Source organism: Bradyrhizobium sp. MOS003, assembly GCF_003020125.1.
Lineage (GTDB): Bacteria > Pseudomonadota > Alphaproteobacteria > Rhizobiales > Xanthobacteraceae > Bradyrhizobium.
In genome coordinates this window covers 105,090-128,453 of the sequence record NZ_PYFW01000005.1, presented here as the reverse complement: position 1 = coordinate 128,453, position 23,364 = coordinate 105,090, and the positions used below count along the sequence as shown (strand labels likewise).

The window sequence follows — 23,364 nt, the reverse complement described above, 5'->3', positions numbered from 1 at the left end:
AGTCAGGGCAAACCATGGCGAACCAAGGGCAGAGTGCCGATCGCGGTCTCGAGGGGCTGACTGCTGCCGCCAAAAGTGCTGCCAACAGCGAAGGCGCCAAGAAGGGGCTGCCTCCCGTGCATCTGTGGAATCCGCCGTTTTGCGGCGATCTCGACATCCGAATCGCCTCCGATGGTACTTGGTTCTACTTGGGCACGCCAATCGGGCGTCCCGCTCTGGTCCGGCTGTTCTCGACCGTCCTCAAGCGCGAGGGCGACAAGTATTTCCTGGTCACGCCGGTGGAGAAGGTCGGCATCCGCGTCGACGATGCGCCCTTCATGGCGGTCGAGATGCAGAAGCACGGCGAGGAAGAGCATCGCGTGCTGCGCTTCCGCACCAATGTCGATGACTGGGTCACCTGCGACGCCGCGCACCGGCTGCGTTTCGAGCAGGCCAAGGACGGCGGGCTGACGCCGTATCTGCATGTCCGCGCCGATCTCTGGGCCAAGGTCACACGCGCGCTTTACTACGATCTGGTTGACATGGGCGAGGAGCGGATGGTCGATGGCCAGCCGATGTTCGGCGTCGAATCATCAGGCGAATTCTTCGCCATGGCCGATGCGGAGCAGGTGAGGGCCGCGCTTTGAACAAGGCTATCCTGAAAAGCGATCCTGTCGCCGCCAGCGCGGCGGATTTCTTCGCTCGCTCGAAGGCGAAGCTCGGCTTCGACGTTCCGCTCGGCCTCTACGATCCGAACATCATTCCGGCCTCGGGCGATCCCGGCACCGACAAGATGCTCGAGATCGTCGCGCGCGAGCAGCCGGTGCGCCCCGCGGCGGTCCTGATCGCGGTGGTCGATCATCCCGAGCCGACCATCCTGCTGACACAGCGCTCGGCGCATCTCAACGACCATGCCGGCCAGATCGCTTTCCCCGGCGGCAAGATCGACGCCACCGATTCCTCGCCGCTGGACGCGGCGCTGCGCGAGGCCGAGGAGGAAGTCGGTCTGTCCAGAGACTTCGTCGAGCCGCTCGGCTATCTCGATCTCTACGGCACCGCCTTCGGATTCCGCATCCTGCCGACGGTCGCCAGGGTCAGGCCCGGCTTCGAGCTCACGATCAACCGGTCCGAGGTTGATGACGCCTTCGAGGTGCCGCTATCCTTCCTGATGAATCCGGTCAACCACCAGGTGCACAGCAAGGAATTCCGCGGCATGGAGCGGTCCTATTACGCAATGCCGTTCGCTGAACGCTACATCTGGGGCGCGACCGCGGGCATGCTGCGTGTGCTGTATGAGAGGATCTATTCATCATGATCCGGCCGGTTCTGACCGAGATCGGAATCTTCCTCGTTCCCTTTGCCGTCTATGCGCTGTTCCTGGCCGCGACGCGCTCCGGCCTGTTCGCGCGATCGTCCTGGCCGGTCACCGTCGTTGCGCGGCTCGTCCTGGCCGCGCTGATGCTGGTGATCGCGGGGCTGATCGGCTTTGCGCATTTCTCCGGCGCCCCGCCGGATTCGACCTACGTTCCCGCCCATATCGAGAACGGCCGGCTGGTGCCGGGCGTGGAAAAATAGAGGCCGCACGATGAGCGCGGAGCCGATATTTGCGCCGATTCTTGCCGATGCGCCCTGGCTGACCGCAGGCGGGACCGCGCGCGTCCTGCAATTGCTCAACGCTGACGGCGAAGAGGCGCGGGTGGTCGGCGGCGCCGTGCGCAACGCGCTGCTCGGTCTTCAGCCCGGCGACATCGACATTGCGACCACGGCGCGGCCGGAGGAGGTGATCCGGCGCGCCAAGGCTGCCGGCATCAAGAGCGTGCCGACCGGCATCGACCACGGTACCGTCACGCTGGTCATCGACAGCCACCCCTATGAAGTCACGACGCTGCGCGAGGACACCGAGACCTTCGGCCGTAAGGCCAAGGTCGCGTTCGGCCGCGACTGGGTGAAAGATGCCGAGCGGCGCGACTTCACCATGAATGGCCTGTCGGTCGATGCGAGCGGCGTCGTCTACGACCATGTCGGCGGCATCGCGGATGCCAAGGCGCGCCGCGTGCGCTTCATCGGCGATCCCGACCAGCGCATCGCCGAAGATTATTTGCGCATCCTGCGCTTCTTCCGCATCCACGCCGCCTTCGGTGCCGGCGATCCCGACCGTGACGGCTATCTCGCCTGCATCCGCGGGCGTGCGGGTCTGGCCAGCCTCTCGGCCGAGCGGGTGCGCATGGAGATGCTGAAATTGCTGGTTGCCGGCGGCGCGTCCGCGGCCGTGCTCGCCATGGCCGAGGGCGGATTGCTGCAGGCGCTGATCGGCGGCGTCGCCTATACCGGGCCGCTGTCGGTGATGATCGCGATCGAGCGCGAGCTCGGCCTCGCTGCGAGCAGCACGCGGCGCCTCGCCGCGCTGACCGTCGCCGTGACCGAAGATGCCAAGCGGGTCGCCGCGCGCCTGCGGCTCTCCAATGCCGAGACCAAGGCACTGGATTCGATGGGCCATCGCTGGTGGCGCTTCGCCACCAAGGACGAGGCCAATGCGCGGCGTCTGCTCTATCGGCTCGGCCCCGAGCGCTATCACGATCGCGTGTTGCTCGGCTGGGCGCGGGCCGGCGGCGACGTCAACTCGATGCGCTGGCGCGCGCTCGCAGAACTGCCGCAGCGCTGGTCTGCGCCGAAATTTCCGCTCAAGGCCGCCGACTTCATCGCGCGCGGTCTGGCGGAGGGACCTGCACTCGGACATGTGTTGACGCTTGCCGAGGACGCTTGGCTTGCGGCGGATTTTCCACTAGATGATGCCGCGCTCGCTACCATCGCCGATCAAGCTGCGGCCCGCATTGGCCGCGACGAGAGAACGTGACCATCGTTTCAGCCTTCGCCGACGTCTCGATTTTTCAGCTCCTGCTGGTCGCGTTGATGGCGTTGTTTGCTTCGATCATCGGAGGTCTCGCCGGCTACGGCACCGGCGCCCTGATGCCGCTGGTGCTGGTGCCGCTGGTGGGCGCCGAGCCCGTGGTGCCGATCATCGCGATCTCCGCCATCTTCACCAATTCCAGCCGCGCCGTTGCCTATCTGCGCTACGTCGACCGCCGCCGCGCGCTGATCGTGCTGGCCTGCGCCGCGCTGACGACCGCGCTCGGCGCCTATGGCTATACCCGCCTCACCAACGCCGGCGCGGCACTGGTGATCGGCTCGATGCTGATCCTGAGCGTGCCGCTGCGCCGCGTGCTACGCCGCCGAAAGGTCAGGATCGGCGACAGCGGCCTTGCCGCCGGCTCGGTGGGTTACGGCGTGTTGGTCGGCGGTACCTCCGGCTCCGGCGTGATCCTGCTCTCGCTCCTGATGGCTGCCGGCCTCGAAGGCGCCGCCGTGATCGCGACCGACGCGATGATCTCGCTCGGCACCGGCCTGATCAAGATCTCGGTGTTCGGCCTCGCAGGCGCCGTCACTGCGCAGGTGCTCGCCTTCGCGCTGCTGATCGGCGCGATCGCCATCCCCGGCGCGTTCCTGGCAAAAGCCTTCGTCGAGCGGATGCCGGTGCACATCCACACCGCGATCCTCGATGTCGCGGTGATCACCGGCGGGCTGGTGATGATCTCAGCGGCGGCGAGGCAGCTGATCGGGTAGACGACCCGGCTCAGCGCACAGTCGCATCGGGCGCTGCGTTCAACGGCGCTCCCCCGACCGATATCGGGCCAGTCGGGGACGTTGCGCGCGGTGGCTTCTTTTGCTTCGGGGCGACGCGCGCTGTTGCAGCGGGCGCAACGGGAGGCACGGAAGCCGATGGCATCGCGGCACTGGGCGCGGTCAGCGGAGCCGGTGTGACCGATGCCTGCGAGGCCGTGCTCCTCACTGAGTCAATTTTCGAACTGAGGTTGGCAAGTTGACTTACGATCGCCTTCAATTGCTCTTGCTGGTCGGCGATGGCCCTGTCGATCGCCGCCAGGTCGTCGGCCGTCTTTTGTTGCGCGGCGAGCAGGTCGGTCATGATCGCCTTGTCATTGGATCTGCTGTCGGCATCCCCATCCTCGCGTCCGGCAGACTGACTGAACAATCCCGGGTTCAGCCAGACATAACCTGCCCCTGCGCCTGCGAGCGCCAGGACAATGGCGACGAAGAGCGCAAACGGCCATCGGCGACGCGGCGCGGGCGCAAAGGGCGGTCGGTCCACAACTGGCCAACTCGGAGGCGATTCGATGCTCATCCGAACGTCCTAGTCAGCCTTTTCGTCCAACGCAATTGGTGCGGCAGCGATCGGCAGCCGTGAGCAACGAACGCCCGGCAGCGCCGACATCAGCCTGCACCCGATAACGGCTGGCGCCGCGACGGCTATTCCTGCCTGCCTGGAGGCATCTCGAGGACCTGTTTGAGCAGCGTCGGATGGCCAAGCACGGCGTGCAGTTCGGATCTGTCGAGCCAGGCAGCGGCATCCTCCTGGCTTTCGCATTGCTCGATCTTGGCGGTTGCGGTCGCAAGAGGCACGTCGACGCGACCAAATTTACGCGGGCTGGCAGGCGACAGCGAGCCCAGATGCTCCACCAGCAATTCCGGATCCCGGCCGAGCTGGTGGAGAGCCCCGGCCATCTCGGTGCGCTCTGATGCGGCGAGCTCGTTCGCGCGCAGCACCACGGCAGGCGGACTATTGGTTTCCGGCGTTGCAAAGACTCCGGGCGTGCTCAGCCGCGAAGACGTCATGATCCCCAACGGGATCGAAAGCAGCAATCCCAGGACCACCGGCGACATCCAGAGCAGCAGGGGCAAGGAGACTGCATAGGCGCATATCGACAGGGCGAGGCCGAACAGTGTCGGTCCGGCGAGCTTTCGATAGGCTTCGCCGCGGGCAGGCCGTCCATCGCCTCGGCGTTGCACTTGCCAGCCTGCGTCCCGGCCGGCGAGAATTTCCACGACGGCCTTGGTCTGGAGGATCATCATGCAGGGCGCAAGCAATGCCGCCACGAAGGTCTCGCAAACGACACCCGCCAGAGCGCGCAGGCTTCCTGCGAATCCGGCTCGCTCGTCGCGATCGCTGATCATAACAAGGTAGGCCAGCAGCTTCGGCAGGATCAGAAGCCCCATTGTCGCGGCAAAGACCCAGGCTGCAAGCACCGGGTCCTGTTGCGGCCAGGTCGGAAACAGACTGAAGCCCTTCGGAAAGTATTCGGGCCGGATGAAATGCGCCTGCAGCGAGATGAGCACACCGAGCAACAGGAAGAGAAGCCAGAGCGGCGCCGTCACGTAGGAGCCGATGCCGGTGAGCAGATGCAGCCGCGAGACCCAGTGCAGCCCACGCGCCGGCAGGACCGCGAGATGCTGCAGGTTTCCCTGACACCAGCGACGGTCTCTCCCCGCAAAGTCCAGCAGCGACGGCGGGACCTCTTCGAAGCTGCCGCGAACCGCCGGGACCATATAGATCCCCCAGCCGGCGCGGCGCATCAACGCGGCCTCGACAAAATCATGGCTGAGGATGTGTCCTCCGAAAGGTTTGCGACCGCGCAGTTCCGGCAGTCCGGCCTCCGCAGCGAAGGCCTGTATCCGGATGATGGCGTTGTGACCCCAATAATTACTGTCGCCGCCGTGCCACCAGGCATTGCCCGCCGTGATGAGAGGACCGTACACGCGTCCCGAAAATTGCTGCAGCCTGCTGAACAGCGTGCGCGCGTTGACGATGACGGGCTGCGTCTGGATCAGCGCGCAAGTGGGGTGCAGCTCCATCGCGTGGACGATGCGAACGATCGTGTCAGCCTCCATGAGGCTGTCCGCGTCGAGGACGATCATGTGATCATAGGCCGCGCCAAACCTGGTGACCCAGTCGGCGATGTTTCCGGACTTCCGCGCGGTGTTGTCGGACCGATGCCGGTAATACAGCCGATCTCCGCCGCAGGCGCGGCGCTGCTGGATGAAGGCCATCTCTTCGCTGATCCAGATGTCCGGGTCGGTCGTATCGCTGAGCAAGAACCAGTCGAATTGTGCGCCATATCCGGTCGCTTCGACGGATTCATACATTGCGCGCAGCCGGGCCATCACATGATGGGGGTCCTCGTTATAGGTCGGCAGCAGCATCGCGGTGCGCGTGGTGACGGGAGGCAGCGGGCCTGTCGTGTCGATCGGCAGGCTGACCTGCCCGCGCGTCAACAGCACGAAAAATCCGGCAAGCGCGGACATGAACGAGAACGCGACCCAGGCGAGCAGCACGAAAAACAGACCCAGCAGCAGCGCCTCGAGAAAGGTGACACCGCCAATTTTCACCACATCGTACATGCCGTAGCCGCCTGCAAGCGTCAGCAAGGCGGTACCGGCAAAGATGAAGAGACGGCGAACCGTCAAGCTGGCCCTCGCCGGCGCTTGCGTTTGCCGGACGCCGGCTGCGTGGTCCAGCCGGCACGGCAGCATCGTCAGTGGGCTTTCCTGCGGCAGAAACGGGCGGGCGGGGGCGCTTGGCAGCGGCGCCTGCGACTGCTTCAGGGCGTCCATCGATAGATCCATATCTCAGAGACCGGCGCATCGTTCTGCGCGAGGAAGGCGCGCAATTCGATCGACGCCTGCCCCTTGACCGCGCATTGGAAGCTCAAACGCCATCCGCCAGTCGCGGGATTTGGTTGCGTGACGATGTTGCTGATCTCGGCTTTTTCAGCGGTCACCATGCCTTTGATGGTCTTGGGATCAATGCTCTTGAGGCGGTCGCCCATCAGCTCCAGGACGAACAGCTTGCTGTCATCGCCACGGCTGCCGATTCCCGTTCGCGTGAACCGCGCGAGTGCGTCGGCTTTCGGCGCGTCCGGTCCCCAGTGCAGTCGATAGGTAAAGATATGCTCGCTCTTTGCCGTCAGGGGCTGTTTCGGCTGCCAGAGCGCGGCGATATTGTCGTGGACCTCTTCCTTGGTCGGGATCTCGATCAGTTTCACTGCCCCTTCGCCCCAATCGCCGATCGGCTCGAACCAGAGGCTTGGACGCGTCTCGAAACTGGATTCCAGATCCTGATAAGCGAGATAATTCCGCTCCCGCTGCATCAGGCCGAAGCCGCCAGGATTGACATCGGCAAAACTGCTGACCTGCAAATCGTGCGGATTGTTGAGCGGCCGCCAGAGTTGCTCGCCTCTGCCGTTGAAGATCGAAAGTCCATCCGAGTCGTGAACCGCGGGTCGGAAATCATCGAAGTCCTTCCGATCGTTCGGACCGAAGAAGAACATGCTGGTCATCGGCGCGAGCCCCGCGTGCTCGACGTCGACCCGCGGATAGAGGGCCATCTCGACGTCGAATACCGTGGTTTGGCCCGGCCGTATGGTGAAGCGGTAGCTGGCTGCCGCGCTCTTGCTGTCGAGCAGCGCATGGACCACTATCGAGGAGGCGTTCGGCGCCGGCTTCTCCAGCCAGAACGCCTTGAACACCGGAAACTCTTCGCCTTTGCTCTCGCCTGTATCGATCGCAAGCCCCCGCGCGGACAGGCCATAGGTCTGTCCTTTCGCAACGGCCCGGAAGTAGCTTGCACCGAGGAATACGCAAAGTTCGTCGTAATAATCGGGTTTGTTGATCGGGGTATGGATACGGAAGCCGCCGAACCCGAGGTCCGCATCCGGCCATTGCCCGAGCCCTGCGCCGAACGAAAAGTCAGCGCGCCGATACGACACCGGTGTAACGCTCCTGTTCGCCACCTCAAAGATGTCGACCCTGTTCTTGTAGAAGAAGCCGCGGTGGAAGAACTGCACCTGGAACGGCAACTTTTCGTCACGCCACAGCGCCTTTTCGGGGGCGAACCGAATGGATCGGTATTGGTCGTAATCGAGATTCTTCAGTGCATCCGGAAGCTTCTCGTCCGGAGCCACGAATGGCTTGGTCGCAAGCGCCCGCGCCAGCTCGCGCACGGTGGATGGGCCGAAGGGCGCGGCGGCGCTGGTCTGAGCGTCTGCAGCCCGTGGCAGGATGGCTGCAGCTGAAACAGCAGCTGATGCGCGAAGAAGGTCTCGGCGGTTCACGCGCGTCTCCTAATTTTGGAACGGATGGAAACGGCCGATGTTCCCGGGAGTTCCATTGAACATCCAAGGAGCTCAGCATTGCGCGTTATGGGCGCCGCAACGTCCGGATATCTGCTTGAGTCAGCGCGGGCACTCGGCGCCGCTATCGATCCAGGCCTGCACCAGTTCGCCCGCCGCCTGCTGGCTGCCGGGAGCAGGTTTGCGCCCTTCGCCGGGATTCCAACCCCACGCGACGAGATCATCCTTGGCGATGTGTTCCTGCAGCGCGGCGAGGTCACGACCGCCATTGAGCTGTACGTCCTTCAACTGGCGGCAGATCTCGCCCAACGACTTGCCTTCCCACGCCATGGACAGTGGCGCGAAGCCCCATCGCGGATGACCGGGAATGCTTCGATAGGTGGCCGCTTCGTGAAGCGAGAAATTTTTCCCGCTATGGCATCCGGAGCAGCTGACCTCGAAATGCCCGGTCTCGGCACGCCATATCGGCGGTACATGCTCGTGGCTATCGTCACCCTGCAACGGATGATCGCCGGCCGGGTGGCAATTCATGCAACGCGGATTGGTGAGCACCTTACCGATTTCTTCGAACAGCGCGCGCGAGCGATCGGCTTGATTTGAAATCGACGAAAACTCGGCTGCATTCCGCAGTGTTGTGGAAGCAGGCGAGGGGTCTGCACCGCTCGGGCGAGAGCCAGCTATCGCTACGACGAAAGCGATCATCGCAAGGCTTCCGGCCCGAACGGCGAATTGAGGCGCGCGGATCATGACATCCTAATCGACGCCTCTTGGTTTGGTTCCCGCGCCGCCAGGATGGTCCTGGCCGCGCTTTATTCCTCGTCTTCGTCGTCTTCTTCATCCTCGTCGTCCTCGTCCAACTCTTCCAGTTGTTCGAGCACGGCGAGCGGTAGGGTCTCGCGAAACAAGTCGCCTTCCGAGCCCATCCAGAGACAGAGTACGTCGTCGCCCTTCACTTCGGCGACGGTGAGCGGCTGCCCGCCGGATTTCAGCATGACGATATCGCCGGCTTTCAGTTCCATGGATGGTCCTTTCAGGTTGATGACTTAGGAAGCTAGCAAGCCGGCATGACATGCCGATCACGGGAGGCAGACCCGCGAATGTGTCCGGCTGGCGTCAACTTCCGAAACGCCGATTGCAGAGGTTCGAGTTGGGGGATCGCTCGATGGCACCAGGGTCTGTTACATCCCGGGCGCGGCGATACTGATATCATGCACCCGAATTGCCCGACGGGTCAAATCATTTCGTAAAATCAGTATTTCGTTTTCGACGTGCCGTAAGCCGTTGTTATTGCAGCAGTCGTCTACTGTGCATGGGGTTGTTTTTCGATATTTTGCTTTTGGTGCCCAAGTCAGGGCCGGTCCGGCACCAGTTCGGTCAGCGAACGGATGATGCGGTCGGGCCTGATGGGCGAGCCCTCGGGCAGGCCGTCGCCGTGCACGTCGATCCAGATCGAGTAGATGCCGAGGCGCTGCGGCGTCACCACTTCCCATTCCAGATTGTCGCCGATCATCCAGGTGTCTGCGGCTGAGACGCCGAGCGCCTCCATCGCGTGCAGATAGGCGCGCTCCTCGGGCTTGCCGAAGCCGTGCTCGCCCTCGATCTGGATGTGGTCGAAGCGGTGCTCCAGCTCGAAGCGCTCGACCTTGGCGCGCTGCATGTCGGCGGCGCCGTTAGTCACCAGCGCAAGCTTGATGCCGAGCGCCTTGAACGTGTCGATCGCTTCGTGCGCGCCCGGGAAGACGAACATCTCCTCCTCGCGATAGGCGGTGAAGCGGTCGGCGAGGCGGATGGCGAGGTCGTCGGGCAGGGCGCGATGGCCGGCCGCAGCAAGCGCGGCAAAGCCGCCCTTGACTGTGAGGTGCCGCGCCTCGGCGAGCTTCATCCGCCATGCGGCTTCGGCGTTCGCCCAGAAGTTTCGCGCGAAAGCGAGGACAGTGGTTGCGATCAGCTCGGGCGGCAGCGGCGCCAGCTCGTCGGCAAATTCCTTTGCGATCGTGTTCCAGGCGATCTCGGGCCGGCCATAGGCCGACAGGATGGTGTCGTCCATGTCGATCAGCATGGCGCGGGGAAGCGGCTTCGAAACAATCATGGCCACTTCACCTCCGGCGGCATCGACGACAGGATCGAATCGACATTGCCGCCGGTCTTGAGCCCGAAGATGGTGCCGCGATCATAGAGCAGGTTGAATTCGACATAGCGGCCGCGCCGGATCAACTGCTCCTCGCGGTCGGCAGCGGTCCAGGCGTTCGCGAAATTGCGCCTGACGATCTCGGGGTAGATCTTCAGGAAGGCGCGGCCGACGTCCTTGGTGAAGGCGAGATCGGCGTCCCAGTCGCCGCTGTCGTGCCAGTCGTAGAAGATGCCGCCGATGCCGCGCGCCTCTTTGCGGTGCGGCAGATGGAAATATTCGTCGCACCATTTCTTGTACTTGTCGTAGTCGGCAACGCCGTTCGGCTGCGCACAGGCCTGCTTCATCGCGGCGTGGAAGGCGATGGTGTCGGCATCGTCCTGCGTCCGCCTTCGGTCCAGCACCGGCGTGAGATCGGCGCCGCCGCCGAACCAGGCTTTGGTGGTGACGACGAAGCGGGTGTTCATGTGCACGGCGGGCACGTTCGGATTGCGCATATGCGCGATCAGCGAGATGCCAGAAGCCCAGAATCTCGGATCCTCGGCGGCACCGGGAATCTGGGCGCGAAATTCGGGCGCGAACTCGCCATGCACCGTCGAGCAGTGCACGCCGACCTTCTCGAACAGGCGGCCATGCATCATCGACATCACGCCGCCACCGCCGGGCGCGCCGGTATGGTCGGTGCGCTGCCAGGGCGTGCGCTTGAAGCGGCCGGCCTCGCCCGGGTAGAGGTTTTGCGGGGCGTCGTCCTCGAGCCGCTCGAAGCTCGCGCAAATGTCGTCGCGCAAGGCCTCGAACCAGCCGCGGGCGCGGGTCTTGCGGTCTTCGATCGTCGCCATCTCCATCTGCATCCCGGTCGCGTCCTATCTGATGCCGAGCGATTTGTGCGTCTGCACGCTGAGCCGCCATTGCGGATGGCGCAGGCAGTAGTCGATCGCGCGCGCGGTGTTCTCGATGACCTCGGCCCCGTCCATCGGCTGCAGCGAGAAGCGCTCGAAGGCGAGGTCCGCGAACGTCTCGGGCGCGGCGAGGGCCTGCGGATAGACCAGCTTCAGCTCGTGGCCCCGGCGCAGCACCAGCTCGCTGCCGCCCTTGGGGCTGACGCAGATCCAGTCGAGTCCCTCGGGAGCTGCGATGGTGCCGTTGGTCTCGACGCCGATCTCGAAGCCGCGGGCGTGGAGCGCCTCGATCAGCGCGGCGTCGACCTGGAGCAGCGGCTCGCCGCCGGTCAGCACCACGTAGCGGTTCGCGGCCGTGGCACGCCATTGCGCGGCGATGGTGTCGGCGAGTTCGGCGGCCGAGCCGTAGCGGCCGCCGAGGGTGCCGTCGGTTCCGACGAAATCGGTGTCGCAGAACTTGCAGGTGGCCTCGAGACGGTCCGCCTCGCGGCCGCTCCAGAGGTTGCAGCCGGCAAAACGGCAGAACACGGACGCGCGCCCGGCATGGGCGCCTTCGCCTTGCAGGGTCAGGAAGATCTCCTTGACCGCGTAACTCACTCGTCTCTCCTCAATCGGTTAGGCCTGCGGGTTCCGGATCTGCCGCAGCGCCTCGCCGGCGGCCATGGCCGCGGTCATGGCGACATTGAGCGACCTCAGCCCCGCTTTGATCGGGATCACCAGCCGCGCATCGGCGGCCTCGACCACCGCGTCGGTGACGCCGGCGCTCTCGCGCCCGAATAGCAGGATGTCCGAGGTCTGGTAACGGAAATCGCGGTAGTCGGCGGCAGCTTTCGTGGTGAACAGCAGCAGGCGGTAGCCATGTGCCGTGCGCCAATCCTCGAATTTCGACCAGGAGTCATGGCGGGTCAGGCTGACATGGTCGAGGTAGTCCATTCCCGCCCGGCGGAACAGGCGGTCGGAGACGGGGAAGCCCGCCGGTTCGATGATGTGGGCGGCGATGCCCAGGCAGGCGCAAAGCCTGAGAATCGTGCCGGTGTTCTGAGCGATGTCGGGTTGGAAGAGCGCTATCTGCATGGGCTGTGCGAGGGCTGTATCGGGGCGATGCGTGCCGGAAATGTCTCACTAAAACACCGCTGGCCGCGGAATTCGTGCATTGCACGCTCCCGCGCCGATAGCGGGCTTGCGCTCGCCCGGCAAGGGTGCCAATAGAACGATTCTGGACTGCTGTTTCATCCGTTTAGAGGTGAATGAGCGAAGTTCTGCCGCCGCGGGGGGCCGCGGGCGCCGGCAGACTGTTCCGGGGACCTTGGGGGCTCCTGGAGCGGTTCCACCGGTGGCATAAGAAGAAAGGGTTGGAATCGTGACGACAGCGTCTTCGGCGGACCATCCGACACGCCGTGATTTCTTATTCGTTGCAACCGGGGCAGCTGCAGCAGTAGGGGGCGCAGCCGCGCTCTGGCCCTTCATCTCCCAAATGAATCCTGACGCGTCGACCATCGCCGCCGGTGCGCCGATCGAGGTCGATCTCAGTCCGGTCGCCGAGGGGCAGGACATCAAGGTGTTCTGGCGCGGCAAGCCGATCTACATCAGCCACCGCACCAAGAAACAGATCGACGAGGCGCGCGCCGTCAACGTGGCGAGCCTGCCCGATCCGCAGTCCGACGAGGCCCGGGTCAAGTCCGGCCACGAGCAATGGCTGGTCGTGATCGGCATCTGCACCCATCTCGGCTGCATCCCGATCGCCCATGAAGGCAATTACGACGGGTTCTTCTGCCCCTGCCATGGTTCGCAGTACGATTCGTCCGGCCGCATCCGCCAGGGGCCCGCGCCCGCGAACCTGCCGGTGCCGCCGTACACTTTCGTTTCCGACACCAAAATCCAGATCGGCTGAGCCTCGGACCCGCGTCCGAAGCTTCGCGCCGTCTCGTCGTTTTACTTCCTCAGGATCGCATCATGAGCGGACCATCCGACTACCAGCCGAGCAATCCGGCCCTGCAATGGCTCGAACGGCGCCTGCCGATCCTCGGCCTCATGCACTCTTCCTTCGTCGTCTATCCCACGCCGCGCAACCTGAACTACTGGTGGACCTTCGGCGCCATTCTCTCCTTCATGCTGGGGATGCAGATCCTGACCGGCGTGATCCTGGCGATGCACTACACGCCGCATGCCGATCTCGCCTTCAAGTCGGTCGAGCTGCTCGTCCGTGACGTCAATTACGGCTGGCTGCTGCGCAACATGCACGCGTGCGGCGCGTCGATGTTCTTCTTCGCGGTCTACATCCACATGCTGCGCGGCCTGTACTACGGTTCCTACAAGGAGCCGCGCGAGGTGCTTTGGATCCTCGGCGTCATCATCTACCTGCTGATGATGGCGACCGGCTTCATGGGCTACGTGCTGCCGTGGGGCCAAATGAGCTTCTGGGGCGCTACCGTCATCACCAATCTGTTCTCTGCCATTCCCTATGTCGGCGAGAGCATCGTGACGCTGCTGTGGGGCGGCTATTCGGTCGGCAATCCGACGCTGAACCGCTTCTTCTCGCTGCACTATTTGCTGCCGTTCCTGATCGCAGGTGTCGTCGTGCTCCACGTCTGGGCGCTCCACGTCGCCGGCCAGAACAATCCTGACGGCGTCGAGCCCAAGACGGAAAAGGACACGGTGCCGTTCACGCCGCATGCGACCATCAAGGACGGCTTCGGCGTCGCCTGCTTCCTGCTGCTCTACGCCTGGTTCATCTTCTACATGCCGAACTATCTCGGCGATGCCGACAACTACATTCCGGCAAATCCGGGCGTGACCCCGCCGCACATCGTGCCGGAATGGTATTACCTGCCGTTCTACGCGATCCTGCGCTCGATCCCGAACAAGCTTGCGGGCGTCATCGGGATGTTCTCGGCGATCATCATCCTGTGCTTCCTGCCCTGGCTGGACGCCGCGAAGACGAGGTCGTCGAAGTACCGCCCGCTGGCGAAGCAGTTCTTCTGGATCTTCGTCGCGGTCTGCATCCTGCTCGGCTATCTCGGTGCACAGCCGCCGGAAGGCATTTACGTGATCGCCGGCCGTATCCTCACGTTCTGCTACTTCGCCTACTTCCTGATCGTGCTGCCGCTGCTCTCACGCATCGAGACGCCAAGACCGGTCCCGAACTCGATCTCGGAGGCGATCCTGGCCAAGGGCGGCAAGGCTGTTGCTTCCATCGCGGTCATGCTCGTCGCCGCCGGCGCGCTGTTCCTCGGCAGCATGCGGGATGCCCGCGCCTCCGAAGGCAGCGACAAGCCGCCGGGCAACAAATGGTCGTTCTCGGGCCCGTTCGGCAAGTACGATCGCGGCGCGCTGCAGCGCGGCCTGAAGGTCTACAAGGAGGTCTGCGCCAGCTGCCACGGCCTGTCCTACGTCGCCTTCCGCAACCTCGCCGAAGCCGGCGGACCCGGCTATTCGGTGGCGCAGGCGGCGGCGTTCGCCTCCGAGTACAAGGTCAAGGACGGCCCGAACGATGCGGGTGACATGTTCGAGCGTCCCGGCCGTCCGGCCGACTATTTCCCCTCGCCGTTCCCGAACGAGCAGGCTGCTCGTGCCGCGAACGGTGGCGCGGCGCCGCCCGATCTGTCGCTGATCACCAAGGCGCGCTCCTACGGCCGCGGCTTTCCGATGTTCATCGTCGACTTCTTCACCCAGTTCCAGGAGCAGGGCCCGGACTACGTCTCGGCGTTGCTGCAGGGCTTTGAGGACAAGGTGCCGGAAGGCGTCACCATTCCGGACGGCTCGTACTACAACAAGTACTTCCCGGGCCACGCCATCAAGATGCCGAAGCCGCTCAACGACGGCCAGGTGACCTATGACGACGGCTCGCCGACCACGGTCGCGCAATACGCCAAGGACGTCACCACCTTCCTGATGTGGACGGCCGAGCCGCACATGGAAGCGCGCAAGCGCCTCGGATTCCAGGTCTTCGTGTTCCTGATCCTGTTCGCGGGCCTGATGTACTTCACCAAGAAGAAGGTCTGGGCGAGCTCGCACTGAGCGGCGCTTGCCGAGACTAGAAATGAAAAAGCCCCCGTAAGGGGGCTTTTTTGTCGCCGTCATTCCGGGGTGATGCGCAGCATCGAGCCCGAAATCCATTCATCGACCGACTCTGCCGCCCGATGGATTCCGCGTTCGCGCTATCGCGCGCCCCGGAATGACGAGAGTGTGGATTGCGCCTCGTGCCCGCACCGGCGAAGATACCGCCAACCGCTCCCCAGAGACTCATCGGAGGACACCATGGGAACCGCCATCACCTTCAAGCGCCCGGACGGCAAGGACGCCTCGGGCTATCTCGCCAATGCAGCCCGCGGCAATGCGCCGGGCGTGGTCGTAATCCAGGAATGGTGGGGCCTGTCGGACCAGATCAAGGGCCTGTGCGACCGCTTCGCGCTGGCTGGTTTCGACGCGCTGGCGCCCGATCTCTACAAGGGCAAGGTGGTGCCGTATCACGACACGGACAGCGCCAACAAGGAGATGAACTCGCTCGACTTCATGGACGCCACCACGCAGACCGTGCGCGGTGCCGCGCAATATCTGTCGCGTAACGGTGCCAAGGTCGGGCTGACCGGCTTCTGTCTCGGCGGCGCCGTCACCATCATCGGCTCGGTGCATGTGCCGGAGCTCGCAGCTGGCGTCGTATTCTACGGCATCCCGCCGGAACAGGCGGCCAAGCCCGCCGACGTCAAGATCCCGCTTCAGGCGCATTTCGCCAACAAGGACGATTGGTGCACGCCGGAGCTGGTCAACGGCTTCGAGAAGGCCATGAAGGCCGCCGGCAAGTCGCTTGAGCTGTTCCGCTATGACGCTGAGCACGCCTTCGTCAACGAGCAGCGCCAGGCCGTGCACGACCGCGAAGCCGCCGAGCTCGCCTGGGGCCGTGCGACGGAGTTCTTCCGGAAGCATCTTGGATAGCATGACGGGCAGCCTGAAACTCAGTTTTCGGCCGCTCGAAATGGACGATCTCGAGGCGATCAGTCTCGTGCACTACCGCGCCTGTCTGATCGCCTACCGATTCTTGAACTGGTCGTATTCGCTGCAAGAGGTCGAGGCTTGGTACTCGCCAAAGTTCGCCGAATGGAGCTGGACTCTTGCAGCGTTCGAGGCCGACGCCATGGCGGGCTTCATTGCGCTGAAGGACCGGCATGTCGACCAGCTCTACGTCGATCCATCGCGCCACAGATGCGGTGCCGGTTCTGCCCTGCTGGAGCGCGCGATTGCGAGTGCTCCCGGCCGGATCACGCTCGATGTTTTCGAGCAGAATTTCGTCGCCCGCTTGTTCTACGCGAAGCACGGCTTTCACGAGCGCGATCGATGGATGAACGAGGAAGAGGGAGCCATCGACCTGCTATATGTCCGCGAGGGCTGAGCAGCAGTTTGGGATATTTTGGGCCTTTCAGTCCTTCGAGGAGGGGCTTGGACGGCAAGGGGGCCGGTTCCGTCTCTTGACATGGCGTCTGCCGGATGGTGAGTATCCGGCCATGAGCATCGCAGCCCGCCCAGCCCGTCTTTGGTGGCGCACCTCCTAACGAGGTGGCCGGTGCGATTTTCCTTTCCCAAATCGTCTGAGGTCGCCTGCACAGCGCGGCGGCCTTCTCGTTTGTCCTGTGTGGCGTTTCCTCGGCAAGTTTCGTAAGAGGACGACATGAACAGGACCGTCTTTGCCCTCCCGGCCAGAAGCGATTATTTGACCCGCGCGGGTTTGGCTATCACGCGCGTGGCGGAGCAGTTTACCGGCGGCGCCAACAGGCTCGACGACCTTATCAATCTGCTCGACCGCCGCCGCGGCGTGGTGCTGTCCTCGGGCACGACCGTGCCCGGCCGCTACGAGAGCTTTGACCTCGGCTTCTCCGATCCGCCGCTCAAGCTCGAAACCACTGGCGTCAATTTCAGGCTGGAAGCGCTGAACGAGCGCGGGCACGTGCTGATCGCCTTCCTGGCCGATGTGCTGCGCGAGCCCTGCGTCGTGATCTCCGAGAAGACGCCTACGCGCCTTGCCGGCCATATCATCCGCGGCGATTCGCCTGTTGATGAGGATCAGCGCACGCGCCGCGCCAGCGTGATGTCGCTGGTGCGCGACATCATCGCAGCCTTTTCCGCCAATGACGACGGGCTTCTCGGCCTGTTCGGCGCCTTCGCCTACGACCTCGTGTTCCAGATCGAGGACCTCGTGCAGAAGCGCGCACGAGAGAGCGACCAGCGCGACATCGTGCTCTATGTGCCCGATCGCCTGCTGGCCTATGACCGCGCCACCGGCCGCGGCGTGGTGCTCTCATACGACTTTGCGTGGAAGGGTAATTCCACCGAGGGCCTGCCGCGGGAGACCGCCGAGAGTCCGTATCTGAAGACGCCGCGGCAGGGTTTTGCCGATCACGCCCCCGGCGAATATCAGGCTACGGTCGAGACCGCGCGCGCGGCCTTCGCCCGCGGCGATTTGTTCGAGGCGGTACCGGGACAGCTGTTTGCCGAGCCCTGCGAACGCTCACCGGCCGAAGTTTTCCAGCGCCTCTGCGTCATTAATCCGTCGCCTTACGGCGCGCTGATGAATCTCGGCGAGGGCGAGTATCTAGTCTCCGCCTCGCCGGAAATGTTCGTGCGCTCGGACGGACGCCGCGTCGAGACCTGCCCGATCTCGGGCACCATCGCGCGCGGCAGCGATGCGATCGGCGACGCCGAACAGATCCGCCAGCTCCTGAACTCGGAGAAGGACGAGTTCGAGCTCAACATGTGCACCGACGTCGACCGCAACGACAAGGCGCGCGTCTGCGTCCCCGGAACGATCAAAGTGCTGGCGCGCCGCCAGATCGAGACCTACTCGAAACTCTTCCACACCGTCGATCATGTCGAAGGCATGCTGCGCCCCGGCTTCGACGCGCTCGATGCCTTCCTCACCCATGCCTGGGCCGTCACTGTGACAGGCGCGCCAAAGCTGTGGGCGATGCAGTTCGTCGAGGATCACGAGCGCTCGCCGCGGCGCTGGTATGCCGGCGCGATCGGCGCGGTGAATTTCGACGGCAGCATCAATACCGGCCTGACCATCCGCACCATCCGCATGAAGGATGGTCTGGCCGAAGTGCGCGTCGGCGCCACCTGCCTGTTCGATTCCGATCCGGCCGCTGAAGACCGCGAGTGCCAGGTCAAGGCCGCCGCGCTGTTCCAGGCGCTGCGCGGCGATCCGCCGAAGCCGCTGTCGACCTTTGCGCCCGATGCGACCGGTTCGGGCAAGCGGGTGCTGCTGATCGATCACGACGACAGCTTCGTGCACATGCTCGCCGATTATTTCCGCCAGGTCGGCGCCGACGTCACCGTGGTCCGCCATGTCCACGCGCTCGACATGCTCAAGCAGAAGAGCTGGGACTTGCTGGTGCTGTCGCCCGGTCCCGGCAGGCCTGAGGATTTCGGGATCAAGAAGACCATCGATGCGGCGCTGGAGAAGAAGCTGCCGGTGTTCGGCGTCTGCCTCGGCGTGCAGGCGATCGGCGAATATTTCGGCGGCGAGCTCGGCCAGCTCACCCATCCGGCCCATGGCCGGCCCTCGCGGGTGCAGGTGCGCGGCGGGCGGCTGATGCGCAATCTGCCAAACGAGATCGTCATCGGCCGCTATCACTCGCTCTATGTCGAGCGCGACAGCATGCCGGAGGTTCTGTCCGTCACCGCCAGCACCGAGGACGGCGTCGCCATGGCGCTGGAGCACAAGACGCTGCCTGTTGCCGGCGTGCAATTCCACCCGGAATCGCTGATGTCGCTCGGCAATGAGGTGGGCTTGAAGATTGTCGAGAATGCGTTCCGGCTGGATGCGCGCGTTGATTGAGAGGCACCAATGACCTTTGACCACGATATTAAGGCAAGCGTCCGCACCATTCCCGACTATCCCAAGCCGGGGATCATGTTCCGTGACATCACGACCCTGCTTGCTGATGCGCGCGCCTTCCGCCGCGCGGTCGACGAGCTCGTCAATCCCTGGGCCGGCAACAAGATCGACAAGGTTGCCGGCATGGAAGCGCGCGGCTTCATCATCGGCGGCGCGGTGGCGCACCAGCTCTCGGCCGGTTTCGTGCCGATCCGCAAGAAGGGCAAGCTGCCGCACACCACCGTGCGCATCGCCTACTCACTCGAATACGGCATCGACGAGATGGAGATGCATGTCGACGCCATCTCGCCGGGCGAGCGCGTGATCCTGGTCGACGATCTCGTCGCCACCGGCGGCACCGCCGAGGGCGCGGTCAAGCTCTTGCGCCAGATCGGCGCCAACGTCGTCGCGGCCTGTTTCATCATCGACCTGCCCGAGCTCGGCGGCGCCGCAAAGCTGCGCGCCATGGACGTGCCGGTGCGCACGCTGATGACGTTTGAAGGGCACTGAGAGTCAGATCGCCTCGGCCTTCAGCTCCGCCAGCCAATGCTGCATGCGCTCCTTCAGGAGCGCGTTCCGGACGTAGCTGCTCTCTTCGTCCTCCAGACGCTCGCATTCGCCAAAAGTCAGGCCGGCCTCGCCATGTGCATTCCAGGCAGCCTGGAGGCTGCGGCAGGTGTGGCTGCCCTGGCGTAGCGAGAACCAGATGCGGTTCTGGATCGTCTCCAGGTTGGGGGCCTGTCCGACCCAGGCTTCGCCGGTGGCCGCACAGCGGACGACATAGATGCCCGCGATGATCTTTCGCTCCTTGTAGGCGGCGATCGCTGCTTTTCGGTCGATGCTCACGGTGACGGTCCCTGCTGCGGGGATACGCATGCCCGCCTCAATAAGCCCGCTCCAGCTCGCAGTCAATATTATCCGGGTAAAATTATCTAGGATCTCTGCAGAATCAGGCTGAGTTCGAGCTCGCGGAAGGCAAAGTAATTCCGCCGGGTCCATTGGTGCAGCTCGGTCGAGGCGTCCTTTTCCTGGCGCAGATAGCCGGTGAAGGAGAAGTTCAGTCGGTCGACATAGGTCTTGAGGAAGCCGGGCAATGCGGGCAGACGGAACAGGCGGCCGCCGGCCATCGCGGCCGGCAGCTCGCCCCGAATGACGTATTCGTTGTCCACCGTGATCAGATTCATCCGCGGGATCCGCCCGCGCAGCATCTCGTGAGCGCGGGCCGAGGCGCGGTCGGTGTCGGCGACGAACAGGATCTGTGGTGCGACATGGCGACGGGCGGCCTCCTTCAGCAGGCCGATCTCGTCGGCCATCTTGAAGAACTCGTCGAAGGCGTGGAAGCCGAGATCAATCACCTTGGCGACGCCGTCATCGACGATGACGCGGTCCATCAGCTGCATCTTGCCGTAGGTGTCGATGACGTCGGCGGTCTCCGTGATCTTTGGCAGGTAGTCCAGCAGCGACGGTTCCTTCAGATTGACGTCGAAGGCCGCGACGTTGCCGTTCTTGAGCAGCAGAAATTCGGCAAGCAGCCGCGCCAGCAGCGTCTTGCCGACCTGCGGGCGGGGCGAGCAGATGATGTAGACGGGCGTTGCGGGCATTGCGGCTCTATCTGAGCGAACTCACCGCCCCAATCCAGCCGTATCGGCCCGGACCGCGCAACTATTTTTCGCTGTTGCGGGTCGTGGCTTTCGACCCGACGATATCGGTCAGGCGGATCCGGTCGAACTCGCTCCAGACGTTCGCCAGCCAGTGCCGGACATAGCCGCGCAGCACAAACGAATAATTCGCGGCCTCGTCGTTGATGCCCTTGTTGGCAACGAACTTCAGGAACGGGACGGACGAGACTTCGACCTGCTCATAGGCCATTTCGTTGAGCTTTGGGATGGTCAGCTCGGTCGCGTCCTTGATCCGGTTGAAATACGATTGGTAGGTCGCCTGGTCCCACTGGAAGAACTGGGTGTCGTTGATGAAGTTCTTCACCAGGAAATATTTCGCGCCGCCCATGAAGCCCGCGGTCTCGGCGATCTCGTCCAGTGAGGCGATCGAGGGGCCGAGGATGTGGAACACCGCGAAGGTGATCTGGCCGGCCTTGGCGGCGTCCAGGAAGCCGATGTCGCGGAGCGAGGCCAGCGCCGGCGAAAGCAGGCCGGCGCGGACGTCGATCACGGTGACCGACGGGCTTGTTGCGTTCAGCGTGTCGAAGATCTTCATCTGATCGGCCGTCGTCGTCATGTCGACGATCTCGGTGATGTCGGGGTGGAAGCGCTTCAGCGTTCCGCGCGGCGACTCTGTGTCGAACGCGCGCGTCGGCACGTTGTTGGCGGAAAAATAATCGAGCAGGGTGCGCGATACCGTGGTCTTGCCGACCCCGCCCTTGTCCGCGCCCACCACAACCACTGCCGGCTTTGCCATTGCTGTCCCCTAACGCGCCCTCCGATCGCGAGGTCGCAATCGGCCGGGCCCCAAATCGATGTCCCGAGTCTGCTGTTGGGCGCGAACATGGCAGAAACAAGGGAGAATTCAATTCCTCGGCATGCCGATACGGCGATTCCCGAAATTTTTCCCAGCCCCATAAAACTTGAAGCGCGCTGGAGGTAAATGACGCACTCAATGGCGGCCCCAGGGGCCCATCGGATTGATGGGGCTTCCTGCTGCGGTTCCGGCGGGGCCGGGTGAGGGCACGGGTGGCGGACCAGCCGAGCTACCAGCGTCGTTCCACGGTCCCTTCGTCACCGGCGGCGGCGCATCGGGCTGGTCGGTCTGCGGCTCCGGCTCGTCAGTCTCGTCTCCGGGCGGCGGCAGCGGGCCGGGATCGCGGCCGCCGGCAAACTTGACCAGCGCGTCGACCCGGGATTGCACGGACGGGTGGGTCGCGAACAGATCGGCAAAGCCCTCGCGAGGATTGTCGACGCAGAGCTCCATCACGGCCGAGGTCGCGCCGGGCAGCTCGCCGCGATTCTCGATCTTGCGCAGTGCGGAGATCATCGCATCGGGATCTTTCGTCAGCTCGACGGAGCCTGCGTCGGCGAGATATTCGCGCGACCGCGACAAAGCGAGCTTGACCACCTGGGACAGCAGCCAGGCCACCACGATCAGCACGATCGCGATGATGATCACGATCACGGCGCCGCCGCCGGAATTCTTGTTGTCGCTCGAGGACGAGCGGGATGAGGAGGAGGATCCCGAGGACCACGAGCCCAAGCCGGAGCCCCAGTTGGAGTTCGCGAACAGGCGGAAGAACAACTCGCCGAAGAAGCCGACCACGCCGGCGATGATGACGGCGACCACCATCAGCTGCACGTCGCCGTTCTTGATGTGGGTCAGCTCGTGGCCCAGCACCGCCTCGATCTCCTTGTCGTTCAGCGCGCTGAGGAGACCCGTGGTCACGGTGATGGAATATTGCCTGGGATTGAGGCCGGTCGCGAATGCGTTCAGCGCCGGGCTCTCCATGATCTTCAGCCTCGGCATGGTGATGCCGCGCGAGATGCAGAGGTTTTCCAGCAGATTGTAGAGCCGCGGCTCCTCCTGCCTCGTGACGTCGTGGCCGCCGGTCACCGCGTCGATCATCGACTGGTGGAAGAAATAGGCGATCACGACCCAAACCGCCGCCACGATCGTCGCAACCGGTGCGGCCACGATCAGATCGTGGAGGGCGCGCCTCAGATAATAGACGACGGTCTCATTGCCGTTGCTGAAGACTTCTGCGACCAGCGCGCCGGCATAGACCAGCACGTAGACCAGCGCGAACAGGCCGGCGAGCAGCAGCACCGAACGAAACTTGTTCGAGGCAATGTGCGTGTAGAGACCATACGCGGCCATGACGCGGGGTGCCCTGCCGGCCTATCGGCTCAACTTCAGAATTTCACCTGCGGCGCTGCTTCGACTTCGGTGCGGCTGGCGCCGAGATCGAAGAAGTCCTTCTTGGTGAAGCCGAACATGCCGGCGAACAGCGCGGCGGGCATCTGCTGGATGCCGGTGTTGTATTCCTGGACGGCGTTGTTGAAGAAGCGGCGGCTGGCCGCGATCTTGTTCTCGAGGTCGGAGAGTTCGGATGCGAGCTGCTGGAAATTGGCGTTGGCCTTGAGGTCGGGATAGGCCTCCGACAGCGCGATCAGCCGGCCGAGCGCGCCGGAGAGTTGGTTCTCGGCCGCGGACACCTGCGCCGGGCCCTGCGCCGACATCGCCGAATTGCGCGCCTTGATGACGTCGTCGAGCGTGCCGCGCTCATGCGAGGCGTAGCCCTTCACGGTCTCGACCAGGTTCGGGATCAGATCGTGGCGCTGCTTGAGCTGCACGTCGATATCGGCAAAGGCCTGGCCGACCCGCTGGCTCAGCGCCACCAGCCGGTTGTAGGCGCTGAACGCCAGGAACACGAGAACGACGACGACGCCGAGAACGATCCAGCCGGTCGACATGGAGAACTCCTGAAGGGGGAAGAGGCGGGCGCTAGGGTAAACCAAATTGGCGCGGAGCGAGAGCCCCTGCGCAGAGGGGAGGTAGGATTTG

General features: G+C 64.1%; 25 protein-coding genes. 11 read left to right on the top strand and 14 right to left on the bottom strand.

The genetic code is table 11. The features are described from left to right. The first annotated feature begins 14 nt into the window (after window positions 1-14). From C7G42_RS22760 to C7G42_RS22740, 5 genes are read left to right on the top strand one after another with little or no spacing between them, the layout of a single operon-like run. A complete protein-coding gene (locus tag C7G42_RS22760) occupies window positions 15-626 on the top strand; it encodes a DUF1285 domain-containing protein (RefSeq protein WP_106951185.1) in 612 nt (203 codons plus the stop codon). Next, window positions 623-1,294, top strand: coding sequence for a CoA pyrophosphatase (locus tag C7G42_RS22755; RefSeq protein ID WP_106951184.1), 672 nt, complete (start codon window positions 623-625; stop codon window positions 1,292-1,294). The genes C7G42_RS22760 and C7G42_RS22755 overlap by 4 nt, the downstream gene beginning before the upstream one ends. Next, window positions 1,291-1,554, top strand: coding sequence for a DUF6111 family protein (locus C7G42_RS22750; protein ID WP_106951183.1), 264 nt, complete (start codon window positions 1,291-1,293; stop codon window positions 1,552-1,554). Before C7G42_RS22755 ends, C7G42_RS22750 begins: the two co-directional genes overlap by 4 nt. Before the next feature lie 10 nt (window positions 1,555-1,564). Beyond that, window positions 1,565-2,833 carry a CCA tRNA nucleotidyltransferase gene (locus C7G42_RS22745; RefSeq protein ID WP_106951182.1) on the top strand — a complete coding sequence of 423 codons (1,269 nt, stop codon included), beginning with the start codon at window positions 1,565-1,567 and terminating at the stop codon, window positions 2,831-2,833. Beyond that, window positions 2,830-3,600: a sulfite exporter TauE/SafE family protein gene (locus C7G42_RS22740; RefSeq protein ID WP_106951181.1), complete on the top strand. Its 771-nt coding sequence runs from the start codon at window positions 2,830-2,832 to the stop codon at window positions 3,598-3,600. Before C7G42_RS22745 ends, C7G42_RS22740 begins: the two co-directional genes overlap by 4 nt. Window positions 3,601-3,610: 10 nt before the next feature. On the opposite strand, the gene C7G42_RS22735 is transcribed toward C7G42_RS22740, so the two are convergent. The 9 genes from C7G42_RS22735 to C7G42_RS22695 all read right to left on the bottom strand — a co-directional run bounded on the left by C7G42_RS22735 (window position 3,611) and on the right by C7G42_RS22695 (window position 12,062). Continuing rightward, a complete protein-coding gene (locus C7G42_RS22735) occupies window positions 3,611-4,177 on the bottom strand; it encodes a hypothetical protein (RefSeq protein ID WP_106951180.1) in 567 nt (188 codons plus the stop codon). A gap of 125 nt (window positions 4,178-4,302) precedes the next feature. Then, window positions 4,303-6,444, bottom strand: a complete 2,142-nt coding sequence (gene mdoH, locus C7G42_RS22730) for a glucans biosynthesis glucosyltransferase MdoH (protein ID WP_106951179.1) — start codon at window positions 6,442-6,444, stop codon at window positions 4,303-4,305. Continuing rightward, a complete protein-coding gene (locus C7G42_RS22725) occupies window positions 6,432-7,943 on the bottom strand; it encodes a glucan biosynthesis protein G (protein ID WP_106951178.1) in 1,512 nt (503 codons plus the stop codon). The genes mdoH and C7G42_RS22725 overlap by 13 nt, the downstream gene beginning before the upstream one ends. Before the next feature lie 120 nt (window positions 7,944-8,063). Beyond that, entirely contained in the window at window positions 8,064-8,663 is a 600-nt protein-coding gene (locus C7G42_RS22720) for an Isoquinoline 1-oxidoreductase subunit (protein WP_245427877.1), read from the bottom strand. A gap of 107 nt (window positions 8,664-8,770) precedes the next feature. Next, window positions 8,771-8,980, bottom strand: a complete 210-nt coding sequence (locus C7G42_RS22715) for a YodC family protein (RefSeq protein ID WP_106951176.1) — start codon at window positions 8,978-8,980, stop codon at window positions 8,771-8,773. A gap of 329 nt (window positions 8,981-9,309) precedes the next feature. Next, entirely contained in the window at window positions 9,310-10,050 is a 741-nt protein-coding gene (locus C7G42_RS22710) for an HAD family hydrolase (protein WP_199581079.1), read from the bottom strand. Continuing rightward, the gene (gene hemF / locus C7G42_RS22705; RefSeq protein WP_106951453.1) at window positions 10,047-10,934 is read right to left on the bottom strand and encodes an oxygen-dependent coproporphyrinogen oxidase; all 888 of its coding nucleotides are present in this window, start codon (window positions 10,932-10,934) and stop codon (window positions 10,047-10,049) included. The genes C7G42_RS22710 and hemF overlap by 4 nt, the downstream gene beginning before the upstream one ends. A gap of 18 nt (window positions 10,935-10,952) precedes the next feature. Continuing rightward, window positions 10,953-11,585 (bottom strand): 7-carboxy-7-deazaguanine synthase, encoded by a 633-nt coding sequence (queE, locus tag C7G42_RS22700; RefSeq protein ID WP_106951174.1) that lies wholly within the window; start codon window positions 11,583-11,585, stop codon window positions 10,953-10,955. A gap of 18 nt (window positions 11,586-11,603) precedes the next feature. After that, complete coding sequence (locus tag C7G42_RS22695; RefSeq protein WP_106951173.1) at window positions 11,604-12,062, bottom strand: tRNA (cytidine(34)-2'-O)-methyltransferase; 459 nt, start codon at window positions 12,060-12,062, stop codon at window positions 11,604-11,606. Window positions 12,063-12,348: 286 nt separating this feature from the next. On the opposite strand from C7G42_RS22695, the gene petA reads away from it, so the two are divergent. The 6 genes from petA to C7G42_RS22665 all read left to right on the top strand — a co-directional run bounded on the left by petA (window position 12,349) and on the right by C7G42_RS22665 (window position 19,365). Beyond that, window positions 12,349-12,879, top strand: coding sequence for a ubiquinol-cytochrome c reductase iron-sulfur subunit (gene petA / locus C7G42_RS22690; RefSeq protein WP_041748489.1), 531 nt, complete (start codon window positions 12,349-12,351; stop codon window positions 12,877-12,879). 62 nt (window positions 12,880-12,941) lie between these two features. After that, a complete protein-coding gene (gene fbcH / locus C7G42_RS22685; RefSeq protein WP_106951172.1) occupies window positions 12,942-15,005 on the top strand; it encodes a cytochrome b/c1 in 2,064 nt (687 codons plus the stop codon). Between the two features lie 240 nt (window positions 15,006-15,245). Continuing rightward, window positions 15,246-15,920: a dienelactone hydrolase family protein gene (locus tag C7G42_RS22680; RefSeq protein ID WP_106951171.1), complete on the top strand. Its 675-nt coding sequence runs from the start codon at window positions 15,246-15,248 to the stop codon at window positions 15,918-15,920. A gap of 1 nt (window position 15,921) precedes the next feature. After that, window positions 15,922-16,374 carry a GNAT family N-acetyltransferase gene (locus C7G42_RS22675; protein WP_245427912.1) on the top strand — a complete coding sequence of 151 codons (453 nt, stop codon included), beginning with the start codon at window positions 15,922-15,924 and terminating at the stop codon, window positions 16,372-16,374. 276 nt (window positions 16,375-16,650) lie between these two features. Then, a complete protein-coding gene (locus C7G42_RS22670) occupies window positions 16,651-18,816 on the top strand; it encodes an anthranilate synthase component I (protein WP_106951169.1) in 2,166 nt (721 codons plus the stop codon). A gap of 9 nt (window positions 18,817-18,825) precedes the next feature. Then, window positions 18,826-19,365 (top strand): adenine phosphoribosyltransferase, encoded by a 540-nt coding sequence (locus C7G42_RS22665; protein WP_106951168.1) that lies wholly within the window; start codon window positions 18,826-18,828, stop codon window positions 19,363-19,365. Between the two features lie 3 nt (window positions 19,366-19,368). Here C7G42_RS22665 and C7G42_RS22660 read toward each other — a convergent pair whose 3' ends face one another. From C7G42_RS22660 to C7G42_RS22640, 5 genes are all read right to left on the bottom strand, one after another. Then, entirely contained in the window at window positions 19,369-19,701 is a 333-nt protein-coding gene (locus C7G42_RS22660) for a GIY-YIG nuclease family protein (RefSeq protein WP_106951452.1), read from the bottom strand. Between the two features lie 86 nt (window positions 19,702-19,787). After that, complete coding sequence (locus tag C7G42_RS22655) at window positions 19,788-20,456, bottom strand: P-loop NTPase family protein (protein WP_106951167.1); 669 nt, start codon at window positions 20,454-20,456, stop codon at window positions 19,788-19,790. Window positions 20,457-20,517: 61 nt separating this feature from the next. Continuing rightward, on the bottom strand, window positions 20,518-21,270 hold the full coding sequence (locus C7G42_RS22650; RefSeq protein WP_106951166.1) for a P-loop NTPase family protein: 753 nt from the start codon (window positions 21,268-21,270) through the stop codon (window positions 20,518-20,520). A 195-nt stretch (window positions 21,271-21,465) separates the two neighbouring features. After that, on the bottom strand, window positions 21,466-22,677 hold the full coding sequence (locus C7G42_RS22645; RefSeq protein WP_106951165.1) for a M48 family metallopeptidase: 1,212 nt from the start codon (window positions 22,675-22,677) through the stop codon (window positions 21,466-21,468). A 35-nt stretch (window positions 22,678-22,712) separates the two neighbouring features. Continuing rightward, window positions 22,713-23,273: a LemA family protein gene (locus C7G42_RS22640; protein WP_094975717.1), complete on the bottom strand. Its 561-nt coding sequence runs from the start codon at window positions 23,271-23,273 to the stop codon at window positions 22,713-22,715. Window positions 23,274-23,364: the final 91 nt, after the last annotated feature.

Coding starts and splice junctions, on each gene's coding strand:
- C7G42_RS22760 (WP_106951185.1), top strand. CDS start 15: ATGGCGAACCAAGGGCAGAGTGCCGATCGCGGTCTCGAGGGGCTGACT.
- C7G42_RS22750 (WP_106951183.1), top strand. CDS start 1,291: ATGATCCGGCCGGTTCTGACCGAGATCGGAATCTTCCTCGTTCCCTTT.
- C7G42_RS22745 (WP_106951182.1), top strand. CDS start 1,565: ATGAGCGCGGAGCCGATATTTGCGCCGATTCTTGCCGATGCGCCCTGG.
- C7G42_RS22735 (WP_106951180.1), bottom strand. CDS start 4,177: ATGAGCATCGAATCGCCTCCGAGTTGGCCAGTTGTGGACCGACCGCCC.
- mdoH (WP_106951179.1), bottom strand. CDS start 6,444: ATGGACGCCCTGAAGCAGTCGCAGGCGCCGCTGCCAAGCGCCCCCGCC.
- C7G42_RS22720 (WP_245427877.1), bottom strand. CDS start 8,663: ATGATCGCTTTCGTCGTAGCGATAGCTGGCTCTCGCCCGAGCGGTGCA.
- C7G42_RS22715 (WP_106951176.1), bottom strand. CDS start 8,980: ATGGAACTGAAAGCCGGCGATATCGTCATGCTGAAATCCGGCGGGCAG.
- C7G42_RS22710 (WP_199581079.1), bottom strand. CDS start 10,050: ATGATTGTTTCGAAGCCGCTTCCCCGCGCCATGCTGATCGACATGGAC.
- hemF (WP_106951453.1), bottom strand. CDS start 10,934: ATGGAGATGGCGACGATCGAAGACCGCAAGACCCGCGCCCGCGGCTGG.
- C7G42_RS22695 (WP_106951173.1), bottom strand. CDS start 12,062: ATGCAGATAGCGCTCTTCCAACCCGACATCGCTCAGAACACCGGCACG.
- fbcH (WP_106951172.1), top strand. CDS start 12,942: ATGAGCGGACCATCCGACTACCAGCCGAGCAATCCGGCCCTGCAATGG.
- C7G42_RS22680 (WP_106951171.1), top strand. CDS start 15,246: ATGGGAACCGCCATCACCTTCAAGCGCCCGGACGGCAAGGACGCCTCG.
- C7G42_RS22675 (WP_245427912.1), top strand. CDS start 15,922: ATGACGGGCAGCCTGAAACTCAGTTTTCGGCCGCTCGAAATGGACGAT.
- C7G42_RS22670 (WP_106951169.1), top strand. CDS start 16,651: ATGAACAGGACCGTCTTTGCCCTCCCGGCCAGAAGCGATTATTTGACC.
- C7G42_RS22665 (WP_106951168.1), top strand. CDS start 18,826: ATGACCTTTGACCACGATATTAAGGCAAGCGTCCGCACCATTCCCGAC.
- C7G42_RS22655 (WP_106951167.1), bottom strand. CDS start 20,456: ATGCCCGCAACGCCCGTCTACATCATCTGCTCGCCCCGCCCGCAGGTC.
- C7G42_RS22650 (WP_106951166.1), bottom strand. CDS start 21,270: ATGGCAAAGCCGGCAGTGGTTGTGGTGGGCGCGGACAAGGGCGGGGTC.
- C7G42_RS22645 (WP_106951165.1), bottom strand. CDS start 22,677: ATGGCCGCGTATGGTCTCTACACGCACATTGCCTCGAACAAGTTTCGT.
- C7G42_RS22640 (WP_094975717.1), bottom strand. CDS start 23,273: ATGTCGACCGGCTGGATCGTTCTCGGCGTCGTCGTCGTTCTCGTGTTC.